Consider the following 12248-nt stretch of genomic DNA (forward strand, 5'->3'; position numbering starts at 1 on the left):
ATTCCTCGCTCGTCTTCTTTCTCAACTTCGCCTGGCGCAAGTATCCGCTCGAGAACAATAATACAATAGTAAGAAAGAACAGCGAATAGATCACTTCTCTATATAGGCTGATCACGTCGGTTTTATCGATGTAGTTAGGGACAACCAACATGCATATACCAATTGGAATAATCAGCTCAGCCAGCTTTTCCCTTTTCATCTTGGTACCGTACGCCGTATTTAGACCGAAAGTTGTCATGAGGATGCGTACGTATTCGAAGACGAAGCTGCCGATCAAGATGTGGAGAATTGGGTTACCCTCTGGCAAAAGCCCAACAAAGAAAGCAGAGGCTAAGACGCAAACCTTGTACATCCCCATCGTGGAGAACACACGAAACCACGAAATGCCGGACGGCCGAAACCCCGCTTCCTTCAAAAAAATAGCGAGGGCGCTAAAACTGACGCCAAGAAGCGTCTCAGGAATGCCACACATGAGCAGCAAAATCACAAAACCAACAATGCTGCCGCTGTACGGTCTTCCGCTCATACTGCGAACCGGAAAAAAATCGAATAGCACGATCAAGAGCAAGATGGGCAGCGTCTGTCCCCACGATAAGTGGTTATGTTGGTAAAACAACCAGCCAAGGAGAATAACGCCGAACGAAAACAACAAACATGTGTACACGTTTTTTGTTTGCATGGACTCTCCTCCCCTCTGGTTGTATGTTGGAAAATTAGAATAGCGTAATAGAAAAAGGGACTGGTAAAACCAACCAGCCCCCTATCGCAAGTTACCCCATGACATACTGAACACGCAGAACTCGGTGCTTCATAGGTTCCTTCTCCGGCAGCTGGCAAGCGTAGCAAGCGTATGCTTGCCTTAGCCCCTATAGTTTTGCGCCCTACAGTTTCCTGTAGATTGCCCACTTTCTATATCGACATGATTCGACATGCTTATTAGTATATTACGGCTTCCAAATTCTTTTTCTTAACTGAACACCTCTTCACCCAATATATCCTGGATATGAAGAAGCTCGAACACTTCGTTCACTTCGGGCCGCACATCCTTGATTTTCACGATCTTGTCCGATTCCTGCAGCGTTTGCACGAGTTTGATCAGGAGACCGATCCCGGATGAGTCCACAAAGTACACTTCCGACATATCGATCGTGGCCGCATCGTATGCCATAAGCGCCGGCAGGATCTCGTCTTCCATTAACTCGGTTCCGTCGATGTCGATATCGCCCACGATGGCGATCAGCGCCTTGTTCGCTTCGGCGTTTAGTTGGTATTGGAACATGTCTTTCCCCCTAATGAATGTGTAACACGCCGTCCGCATCCAGCTTAGCGCGAATATGAGACGTCTCCTGCGTCAGTTGTTGGACGCGCGTGCCGATTTGCAGGATCGTGGACTCCATCGCCTTGGTCAAATGAATCTCCGCTCCGGCCGGAACGCGGATTTTCGTGATGCTTCCGCTAACCGAACCGACTTCCGCCGCGCGAACGCCGTTCTTCGCAAAATACTCGCCGCCGCGCAGAAACCCTTTCACCACGAGCAGTCCGCTGCTGTAGATGGTCGTATTGTAGCAGCCTTGAAGCGCATTGATGTCGCCCTCGCAATAAATCGTGCTGTTCTGGGCATACGCGAATTGGCAGAGCAGCGATTGTTCCTGGGACGGCTGGGCCTTCGACATCCAAAATTCCGTCTTCTCGATAAAACCGTCCAAGTCTTTCAATTCTTTGATCGTGCTCGACACTGGATTCAAAAAGGCTTTTCTTAGATATCCGGCGTATTCGGTCCACTCGGGATCAATCTCCGCCGTCGCGTCCATGACCATCTTGGTCAAATCCACGATCGTTTCGCGAAGCAATTTGAATTTACCTTGCAGCAGTACCTTGATGAGCGGCCCAAGCCCTTTCTCGTTATAATCGGTCGCCTTGAATGCGCTGGCATTGTTCACTTGCACGACCGCATTGCGCAAAAACTTCGCTTTTTCGTGAATGTCAAGTAGCAGCGGGTACGCTTCCGCCGTGAACATGCTGCCTTTGCCTGCAACAACATCGCTGCCGATCACGTTGGCATGTATGATCAAGGAATGGCCTGTCTTAATCCGAGCAATGTTCACGTTCCCGCGTACCATGACGCTGCCCTCTGCCTCCACGGTCATCCCGTCTTGGACGGTTCCCAAAATATCGACGTCGCCTTGAAAGCGGATATTGCCCGAGGCAATGTCTACATCAGCGCCATGCACCAGTTTGGGGACGATGGAGAGTTCGGCGTGAACGCCTTTCTGCACAAGATTCGGCCGTCCGGATTGAATGGACAACACCTTCGTTGGGTCGTCCAGCAGGGTGACGCCCTCGCCCAACTTCAATTGCAGCTCGTGCACCGGTTCCGGCTCCACGCGCCTACCCATGACATCGAGTCCAGGCTTCCCGGGCTCGGGCGGCATAATTAGCCCAATGACCCTGCCTTCCGTTACGGATGGGAACTCTTTGATTTCGCGGTAATCGATCGTGCCGTCCGGACGCGTCTTCGGCATGATGGCCTGATTCTCGTTCGTCTCGAACAAGGGCTTCAAATAACCGTTTTTGCCCGGGACCGGCTCCTGCCCAATCGCGATCTCGAAACTGCCGCGGACGACGCTTTTGCACGCCATGGCGATATTCTCGGATAGAATGCCGACCGTTACGCCCCGCGCTTTGAGTTCGTTCAAGACATCCTGCATGTTAATGGCGAGCGGCTGTTTATCTTCGGCGGCGAGAAGTGTCAGATGCGAGGTCGGGGCCTGATCTTTGAGCGTGCGAGTGATGCGAAAACCGGGCTCTACGTTCAGGCGAGCCTTCATGTTCCGGTCGTCAATTTCGATTGACCAGACGGGGCGTTGATCCTCATTGATCAGTTCCACGCGAAAGACGTCTCGCTCCACGATCGTCGTCGTTTGCTCGACCAGGTTCCCATTCTTGTACAGCTTCCCCTCTTTCATAGGGCTTATTAACGGAAATTGGTCGGGCGCGTCCAGGGTGCCGATGATGCCATTTTCAATCCACGCTTTGCCTGAATAGGCCTTCGAACGGGAACTGTGCGCCTCGGTAGCCTTCGTATGATTCGGTTGTTTCGATTGATCCGCTTGATCCGCTTGAGTGCCGGATAACTCCTCCGATATGTATTCTTCCAGCGCTACGGACATCGGGGAGCGGCTCTCCTCCTTGGAGATCTCGGTCTTTCGGGTCACGCGGACGACCGCTTTTTTGGCCATGAGTCCCAGAACGCCGCGCGTTTCCGACTCCAATATTTCAATATGAACGTGATCTTTCGTTGTGCCGAGCAGCGTTAATGCCGTTTCCACCGCATGCTGAACCGTTTTGCCTCTCGATATGACGCTTGCTTCCACTGCAATCACCGTCCTTATTCGCCTGTAAAAAAGGAAGGGACCGCCAGAATGGCAGTCTCTCCGGCCCCATTCGGTAACCCGGCTGCCGACGTAATGACGTAGGCCCGCCGCTTTGCGTCCCCGACTTTCGTACGAGTTTGCCTTTATCATGATGTATCTGCCAATATCTAGGATAAGAGGATCGATATGATACAGATATCGTCGCTTCGGTTTTGCTTGATTACGGCCACTTCTTCCAAGAACGATTCATTCGACTGGCCGCGCAGCAAAGAGACATAGTCGGACAGCTTATTAATGCTGACCGATACCGGCACGCCCGGCGTCTCCACGAGCCCATCCGTATATAGAATGATCCGCGTTTGGTTCTCATAGTGAAGCATTCCCGTTTTGACGGGCGGATTCTTCTTCACGCCGATCGGAACCGTCGTCGTGGTTAACCGGTCGATGACCTTGTCATTGGACAGCACAAGACCCGGCGGATGACCCGCGTTGAAATAATGAATCATTTTCGTTTTCACGTCGACGAGCAGATAGAGGGCCGTAAAATAAATCAGCTTCTTGCCGCCGCCGAACAACTGCACCATTTGCTCGTTTAATTCCGTAAAGACGCGTTCAGGCTCGACTTCTTGCCTAATCGTCCGCTCGAGCAATGACCGAACCGACATCGTGATGAGCGCCGATGACAAACCATGACCGGACACATCAAGCACCAATATGGCGTATTGATCCTCCGAGACCTGAGCCCAGTAGAACATATCGCCCGAAACTTCGTCGGACTCAAGATATTTGCCATGAATTTGGATGTTGCCGTCGACAATCGGTTGACTCAAGACGCTTTTTTGAACCTGCTTGGCCAACTGAAGCTCCCTGCGAATTTTGATCTCTCTGGCAATCCGGGCATTCATCTCTCTCTTCAGACTCAGCGCGGATTTGACCCGAGCCAGCAGTTCGTACTGCTCAAAGTCTTTTTGGATGAAATCCATTCCCCCCGCCAAAAACGCATCCATAATTTGGCTTTTGCTGGCCGTAATGAAAATGATGGGCGTGTCCTTATACGTATCGTGTTTCTTAATGATTTTACACGCTTCGATTCCGTCCATGCCGGGCATGACAATGTCCAGCAGGATTAAATTGATCTGCACCGTGGTTTTCTTGGGACGTTCCTCGTCATGGATACCCAAAAACATAAAGGCTTCATCAGCGGAGCTAGCCGTGTGAACATTTGCGTAACCTTCTCGTACTAAGACATCCCGGAACAAATGCTGCATCATCGGCGAATCGTCAACGATCAGAATACCCATGAGCCCCTCCCCTCTTGGCGCAATTACCTCACTTCGACATAACCCGACAATTTGACCGTATTATCCTTTATTTTGACCTCATCCGTTAAAAATAAGCCCTATCAAAAGGCCAAGCAGCTGGAGCTGTCCTTGTACGTCAAGGAATCGAACACATCCGGATTGCCGATCATCTCGCCCAATCCTACACTGGCGGCGTAAAGCCGTTATCGTCACCGCCCTTTCACCTTGTTAGCGGTCCGCAAAGGGAGCAATTCCCCTCCTATTACCTATTATCTTCGCGCCTCACCTGACGATAAATAGAGCATATACAGGACGTAAGTTATCCGTTGCGTTCTCATCTATATCGAAGGGGATAGCGAAATGAAACTTCTACGAAACCTCAGCATATCGAAAAAACTGACACTTCTGATCTTCGTAAGCGCGGTAGGACTCGGGTCGGTCGGCACACTGGGCATCAATTATATGAGAGACATTGCCCAAAACTCGGAGCATATGTACGAGCACAATTTGATCCCGCTGAATACCATCATGCAGATTCGGGTCAACGCCAGAGCAAGCGACGCGTACACGCTTGAGCTGCTGACGACAGAGGACCCCGCTCGCAATCAGGAGCTCATCGACGAAATCGCCTCCGCTTGGGAAGAGATCGATGCGATGATCGACGAACTCGCCAGCAGCGAACTTACGGCTGAAGAGAACAAACTGCTGACGCAATACCGGGAGCATGCCGCGAATTTGGCGAAGGCCCGCAGCGAAGTGATCCAGTTGGCCGCAGCCAATAAGAACGCCGAAGCGTACGCGCATTATCACGAGAACGTGGAAGCGATGCGCAAGCTGGTGAACGACACGCTGAAAGCGCTGCAGAAGTACAACGTCGAAAATGCCGGCATCATTAACGAAACCAACCAGCAAGATGTAAAAGACGTCACGGTGTTCGTCTCCTCCGTCGTCGCTGCCGCGCTTCTCGCTCTCGTGGCGCTCAGCCTCGTGATCTCGCGCATGATCGTCAAGCCGGTTAAGGAAGTCAAGCGATTGCTGACCGAAGCGGAACAAGGCGATTTCACCGTGAAAGGCAGCTATATTTCGAAGGATGAAATCGGCCAGCTCGTCGCATCCCTGAACAGTATGACGGCGAATCTCCAGACGGTGTTCGGCTCTGTCCACGAGTCGACCTTCCAAGTCGCCGCGTCAGCCGAAGAGCTGAGCGCCAGCGCCGTGCAGAGCAGCAAGGCGAGCGAACACGTCACGCTCACGGTGCAGGAGCTCGCGGTCGGGACGGATAAGCAAGCGCAGCTGGTATCCGATAGCACGAACGCGATATCCGACATGGCCGGCTATACGCAATCGATCGCCGACTCGACGGACCGGATGAAGCAGGACGCCCTGCACGCGTCGGCCGTGTCGTCCGAGGGCAACCAAGCGATCAGCGAAGTGGGTACGCAGATGAACTCCATCTACGCCAACGTGAGCAGCTTGTTCGACGCGGTAAAAAGCTTGAACGAGCGCTCGAACGAAATCGAGCAGATCACGAATGTCATCTCCGGCATCTCGGCACAGACCAACCTGCTCGCCTTGAATGCGGCGATCGAAGCCGCGCGCGCGGGCGAACACGGCAAAGGATTCGCCGTCGTCGCGGGCGAAGTGCGCAAGCTCGCCGAACAGTCCAATCAATCGACAGACCAAATCTCGCAGCTCATTCAACTGATTCAGCAGGATACGGAGACGACGCTGCGGACGATGGAGAAAGCGGCGCAAGAGGTGAACAGCGGCTTGACGGTCGTGAATCATGCAGGCGGCTCGTTCCAAAAAATCGAGCAGGCGGTCAGCAGCGTCGTCGCGCAAATCGAAGACATTTCCGCGGATCTGCGGAAGCTGGCCGACGGAACGGCGAACGTGAACGCCTCGATCCGGGACGTTCACGCGGTCGCGAGCGACTCGGCATCGATGACGCAGAACATCTCGGCCGCGACGGAAGAGCAGCTTGCCTCCATGGAAGAGATCTCGTCTTCCTCCCAAGCGCTTGCCAGCTTGGCGGACGATCTGCAGCGCATCATCAAGCAATTTAAAATCTGACTACAATAAATAACAATAGGGTATCCTCGTCATCTAATGACGAGCGATACCCTATTGTTGCATTTTGCGATTCCCTTATTTTCCGACCCCCGCGACCGAGCTCTTCCGATACTGGTTGGGGGATACGCCCACCGCCTTCTTGAACGCCGTGCTGAAGTAATGCTGGGTCTCGTAGCCGATGCGCTCCGCAATCTCGTGCATGGCCAAGTCCGTCTCGCAGAGGAGCTGAAGCGCCTGCTTGATCCGGGCGCCGGTGAGCATGCCGACGAACGAGATGCCCGCCTCCTGCTTGAAGATGCGGCTTAGGTAGACGGTCGAGACGCACAGCTCCGCGGCCACGCCCTCGAGCGACAGGTGCGGTTCGAAGTAGCGGGTCTCGATAATCTCCTTCGTCCTGCGCACCAACGGCGATAACCGGCTTGCCCGATAGACGGCCGTCTTCGCCTCGCCGTACAGCTTCGGAATGCGCGAGAGCTCCCCGCCGGTCGCCTGAAAGCTGGTCAGTACGTGGATTCTCAAATAGTCCGCGATGCTGCTCGTTATCCGCTCCAGCTGCGCGGCTTCCGGCACGCCCCAGATCAAGAGAACGATCAGTCCGCTCGGATCACGGAAATGAACATGATCGAAATCGCGCAAACATTCCTCCACGATATTCTCCATCGCGAAGAGCAGCAGCTGCCGGTCACGCTCCGAATAGAACGAGCGTCCGCCCGCTTGCTCCGGCCATCGCAGCACGCCGACGAGCCGCGGCGCTTCAGCCGGCAACCGGAGGAAAGCCAGCTGTTCCAACACCTCTTCCCGCGCCGGATGATCCTGGATCCACTCCAGGCAGAACCGTTCGCGCAGCTGCGTCATGTTCTTCTCGATTTGCTTCGACGCCATCTGCAGACGCTCGTCCTGCATGACCGCCGCCTTGAGCTTGCCGGCGACGCGCTCCAGCACAACGGTTAACGCCTCCGGATTAACCGGCTTCAAGATATAGTCGTCCACGTTCAGCTTGATCGCTTCATGCGCGTACGCGAATTCGTCGTGGCCGGTGATGATCACGATCTTGCAATCCGGCTGCCGCTCCCGGATATGCGTAATGAGCGTCAATCCGTTCATGATCGGCATGCTGAGGTCGACGAGCATAATATGCACGCGGTGGCGTTCGGCCAGCTCCAGCGCTTCTTCGCCGTCCTCCGCTTCGCAGACGACCGTAAGGCCGAGCTGCTCCCATGGAATCGAGCGCCGGATGCCCTCGCGTATAATCGATTCATCGTCGGCAATCATGACTCTCCAATTCTCGATCACGATACCGCTCCCTCCTCTCTGGACCAGATGACGGGAAGGTCGATCGTCACGACCGTTCCCGCTTTCGGCTGGCTGGCTACCGATATGCCGTACCGCTCGCCGAAGCTGAGTCGAATGCGTTCCTGCACGTTGCGCAGCCCGTAGCTGCCGATCGGCTTCGGCGCCTCCGGCCGAAGGCCGGAATTCGCGTCGTTCCTCTCGGCCTGCGGCTTGCCGCAAGCATCCAGCATCCGCTGCAGTTCGGCGCGCCGCTCCTCGCTCATTCCCGCCCCGTTATCTTCGACCGCGAGGCGGATGACGCCGCCATGGGCGGACGCGCGGATCGTGATCAGCCCCGGACCGCGGCGCTCTTTGATCCCATGATAGATGGCGTTCTCCACGATCGGCTGCAAGAACACCTTCGGGACGAACCAATGGCCGAACGCCTCTTCGTCGACCTCGATCGCGTAATGGAGCTTTTCCTTGTACCGGGTCTGCTGAATGTTGAGATAGCTTCGGATGTGCGCCAGCTCTTCGCCGAGCGTAATCATCTCCTGCCCTTTGCTAAGCCCGATGCGGAACAATCTGGAGAGCGACTCCACCACCTCGGCGGCCTCCCGTGCGCCGTCCTTGCGGGCTAGCCATTGGATCGTATCGAGCGTGTTGTACAGAAAATGGGGCTGGATATGCGCCTGCAAGCTTCTCAGCTCCGCCTCCCGTTTCTGCCGCTGCTCCTCTCCGACCTGGCCGATCAGCCGGTTGATCTGCGTCAGCATGGTGTTGAAGCTTTGCCCGAGCATGCCGACCTCGTCCTGGCGCGTTCCGTTGATCCGGATATGCAAATTGCCGTCCTCCACCTTGCGCATCAACGAAGCCAGCTGCGAGATGGGCCGCGAAATCGAGTGGGATAGATAATAAGAGGCCGCAATGCCGAGCATGCAGACGATGAACACGAACGATACCAAATACAGGTTTAAGTCCTTGTTCTCCTGCACCGTATCGGCGACCGGGAACACGCCGACCGTCGTCCAATTGGTAAAGGGGGAGCGCTGATAAATAAACTGCAGATCCGTCCCGCCCGCTTCCTGCGAGAAGGTGCCTGATGAGCCGGCCAACCGGCTGGCGTCGAACAGTCCGGCGACGGAGCTGCGCGGCGCGTAGATGGTCTCGCCCTTGTCGTCGAGCACCATCAAGTACCCCGACTTGCCGAGCGTCACGTCGCGCAGCGTCTCGGCGATCACGCGCAGCTTCAGGTCGATCAGCACGACGCCTTCCGTCCGCTGGGACTCGGGCTGCAGAATCGCACGGACGCCGGAGACGATCTCGCTATCCTTGTAATTGGCATGCGTGATCACGCCTCGTCCGGCCGGATGGCCGATTAAGCGGAAGATGCCCTGCGCGCCGACCGCCTCTTGGTACCAGCTCTCCTCCGTCAGCTTGCGGTTGTTGCGCGCGTACATATCGTTGCTCACATATTCGCCTTTCGCGTTGACGACCATGATGCCGGCCACCTCGCTGTACAGCGTCGTGAACCCCTCGAGAAATTTGCTCGTCCGGTACTGGACCTCATCGCCCGCGATCGCCGAAGGGCCATCTCGCAGAAAGGCTTGCATGTCCGGATTCATCGCAATGAAGTACGTTATGCTCTGCAGATTCGACGCGTAATGATCGAGCGACTTGTTCACGTTGCCGATCAGCTGCCCGGTGTGATCGTTGACCTGCTTCTCGATCGTCCCGTTCGTCGCCCAGGCGATAAGAATGCCGATGCACAGGGCCGGAAGGGTACTGATCAACAGGAAGTGAACGATCAGCTTGTAGCGGATCGACCAGTTATGATGCTGAAGCCATTTGATAGGCACGGGGCTCTCCCTTCCTTTCGATCGCCTAGTTGGCCGAAGCGCCTCAACGCTACTTGGCGTAATAGCGGTCGACGTTCGCCCGAGTCACGACGCTGATGCCGGTATCGACGTAGGCGGGCAGCGGGAACGCCACCGAGCCCAAGTCCCGCGACTCCGGCATGCCGTCGCTCCGCTCATGATGCGCGTGGAAAAGCTGCATCAGCGACCAGTAGCCCATGTTCCATGTCCCCTGCGCCAGCGTCGCCGCGATCGTGCCGCTCTTGACCATGTCGAGCGTCCCTTTGTTCGTATCGAAGCTAATGATGCGAACCTGCCCGAGCTTGCTCTCCTTCAGCACCGCGTTGCCCGCGCCGACGCCGCCGTTGGCCTCGGTGACGAAGATGCCGGCCAGGTCCGGATGAAGCCGCATCATCGCCAGTGCCTGCTTCTCCGATTCGAGCTGGTCGCCTTTGCCGTCGGCGATGCTGACGAGCTCAAGCCCCGGGAATTCCGCGCGCAGCGTTTCGTCGAAGCCCTTCGTTCGTTCCTGGTGATTCAACTGGTTCGGGTGGGTGATGATGCCCACTTTCCCTTCCGAGCCGGCCAACTCCGCTATATGGCGAGCCGCCGTCGCGCCGGCGCTGTAGTTGTCCGTGCCGAGGAACGACAGCGCCTTGCTGTTCGGCGCGTCGGAATCGAACATCACGACGGGGATGCCGGCTTCGGCTGCCTTGGCGATGGCGGCGTTCAGCGCCTCCGAATTAATGGCGCTCACGGCGATCCCGGCCGGCTTGCGCGCGATGACCTGCTCGAGCACCATCGCCTCCTCGTGCACGTCGTATCGCGTGGAGCCCCGGTATTCCACCGACACGCCGAGCGCCTCCGCCGCATCCTCGAAACCCTTGAGCGCGTTCTTCCAATAATCGATTCCGGTCAAAAAATTGACCATCACGTACTTCTCGTCCCGCTCGCCATGAAGACCGGTCACCGTATTCATGCCGCCGTCGCTCTCCCGGAAATATGCGGTGTAAAGGTAAGCCATGAAGGTGACGATCAACACCAAATACAGAAGCAGGAGCTTCTTCACCACGATCCCTCCCGGTATGCTGCTTAATCGCATCCCATTATAGCATCCTCGCATGAAAGCGCATACGTCATCGAAACGGCAAAAGCGCGGCTTACGCGCATACGTGCGCCTTAGCCGCGCCTTTCCGATGGCGAGAAACTTAGGAAGCTTTGTTTTTGTTATACAAATCGAACGCGACCGCCAGCAGCAGCACAAGTCCTTTAATCCCCTGCTGATAATCGATGCCGAGTCCGATGAGCGACATGCCGTTATTCATGACGCCCATCACCAGGCCGCCGATGATGGCGCCGATGACCGTGCCGACGCCTCCGCTGGCCGAAGCGCCGCCGATGAACGCCGCCGCGATCGCGTCCAGCTCGAAATTGACGCCGGCCTTCGGCGTGGCGGCATTCAGTCGCGCGGCGAACACGAGGCCCGCAAGCGCCGCCATGACGCCCATATTGACGAACACCCAGAAGGTCACTTTCTTGGTCTTCACGCCCGACAGCTTCGCCGCCTTCTCGTTGCCGCCCAGCGCGTAAATATGCCGTCCCATGATCGTTTTGCGCATGACGAATGTATATACCGCGACGAGCGCGAGCAGCAGGATGAGAATGTTCGGCAGTCCTTTGTAGGAGGCGAGCACGTAGGTGAACAGATTGATCACGAGCACGATGACGATCAGCTTGGCCGCGTAAAGCGGGGTCGCCAACACCTCGAATTGATAGCGCTGCTGAATCAGCCGCCCCCGCCATTCCATGAAGACGTACAGCATGGACAGCACGATGCCGATACCCAGCGTGACCATGTGGAGGCTCCATTCCCCAGGAAGGTTCGGGATGAACCCGGTGCTCATCGCGCGGAAGCCGTCGGAGAACGGCGCGACGGATTTGCCGTCCAGCACGAGCATCGTCAATCCCCGGAACAGCAGCATGCCCGCCAGCGTCACGATAAAGGAAGGGATGCGTACGTAGGCGACCCAGAAGCCCTGCCAGGCGCCGACCGCCGCGCCGATCAGCAGCGACAGCACCATGGCGATCGGGAAGGGCATCTGGTGATTCACCATCATAATGGCCGATACGGCGCCGACGAACGCCGCGACCGAACCGACGGACAGGTCGATATGGCCCGTAATGATCACGAGCAGCATGCCGATCGCGAGAATGAGAATATAGCTGTTCTGTAGAATCAAATTCGTAATGTTCAGCGGCTTGAGCAGTATGCCGTCCGATAGAAACTGGAACAGCAGCATAATAAAGATAAGGGCAATAATCATGCCATACTGCCGAACATTGCCGCGAATGGCGCGAAGCGCGGTTGCCAT

General features: G+C 56.0%; 9 protein-coding genes and 2 riboswitches (1 of these 11 cut by a window edge). Of the genes, 1 reads left to right on the forward strand and 8 read right to left on the reverse strand.

Annotated features, from left to right (window positions below):
* From ACFSKT_RS05450 to ACFSKT_RS05465, 4 genes are all read right to left on the reverse strand, one after another.
* On the reverse strand, positions 1 to 25 hold the start of the coding sequence (locus ACFSKT_RS05450) for an HD domain-containing phosphohydrolase (RefSeq protein ID WP_377717989.1). The gene continues 1373 nt to the left of window position 1, outside the view; the window shows 25 of its 1398 coding nt (coding positions 1-25); the start codon lies at positions 23 to 25; its stop codon lies beyond the left edge, outside the window.
* Between the two features lie 797 nt (positions 26 to 822).
* Positions 823 to 913, reverse strand: a riboswitch (cyclic di-GMP riboswitch).
* Between the two features lie 54 nt (positions 914 to 967).
* Positions 968 to 1279 (reverse strand): STAS domain-containing protein, encoded by a 312-nt coding sequence (locus tag ACFSKT_RS05455; protein WP_377717990.1) that lies wholly within the window; start codon positions 1277 to 1279, stop codon positions 968 to 970.
* A gap of 10 nt (positions 1280 to 1289) precedes the next feature.
* Complete coding sequence (locus ACFSKT_RS05460; protein WP_377717991.1) at positions 1290 to 3383, reverse strand: flagellar assembly protein A; 2094 nt, start codon at positions 3381 to 3383, stop codon at positions 1290 to 1292.
* A 60-nt stretch (positions 3384 to 3443) separates the two neighbouring features.
* A riboswitch (cyclic di-GMP riboswitch) is annotated at positions 3444 to 3526 on the reverse strand.
* Positions 3527 to 3541: 15 nt separating this feature from the next.
* On the reverse strand, positions 3542 to 4675 hold the full coding sequence (locus ACFSKT_RS05465; protein ID WP_377717992.1) for a SpoIIE family protein phosphatase: 1134 nt from the start codon (positions 4673 to 4675) through the stop codon (positions 3542 to 3544).
* Positions 4676 to 5035: 360 nt separating this feature from the next.
* Here ACFSKT_RS05465 and ACFSKT_RS05470 point away from each other — a divergent pair, with 360 nt between their 5' ends.
* Complete coding sequence (locus ACFSKT_RS05470; protein ID WP_377717993.1) at positions 5036 to 6748, forward strand: methyl-accepting chemotaxis protein; 1713 nt, start codon at positions 5036 to 5038, stop codon at positions 6746 to 6748.
* 75 nt (positions 6749 to 6823) lie between these two features.
* On the opposite strand, the gene ACFSKT_RS05475 is transcribed toward ACFSKT_RS05470, so the two are convergent.
* From ACFSKT_RS05475 to mmsB, 4 genes are all read right to left on the reverse strand, one after another.
* Positions 6824 to 8041 (reverse strand): response regulator, encoded by a 1218-nt coding sequence (locus ACFSKT_RS05475; protein ID WP_377717994.1) that lies wholly within the window; start codon positions 8039 to 8041, stop codon positions 6824 to 6826.
* Positions 8038 to 9879: a cache domain-containing sensor histidine kinase gene (locus ACFSKT_RS05480; RefSeq protein WP_377717995.1), complete on the reverse strand. Its 1842-nt coding sequence runs from the start codon at positions 9877 to 9879 to the stop codon at positions 8038 to 8040. Before ACFSKT_RS05480 ends, ACFSKT_RS05475 begins: the two co-directional genes overlap by 4 nt.
* 49 nt (positions 9880 to 9928) lie before the next feature.
* Positions 9929 to 10945, reverse strand: coding sequence for a substrate-binding domain-containing protein (locus ACFSKT_RS05485; RefSeq protein ID WP_377718147.1), 1017 nt, complete (start codon positions 10943 to 10945; stop codon positions 9929 to 9931).
* A 139-nt stretch (positions 10946 to 11084) separates the two neighbouring features.
* Positions 11085 to 12248 carry a multiple monosaccharide ABC transporter permease gene (gene mmsB / locus ACFSKT_RS05490; protein ID WP_377717996.1) on the reverse strand — a complete coding sequence of 388 codons (1164 nt, stop codon included), beginning with the start codon at positions 12246 to 12248 and terminating at the stop codon, positions 11085 to 11087.

It is taken from the genome of Paenibacillus xanthanilyticus, from assembly GCF_042682185.1.
GTDB lineage: Bacteria > Bacillota > Bacilli > Paenibacillales > Paenibacillaceae > Paenibacillus_Z > Paenibacillus_Z xanthanilyticus.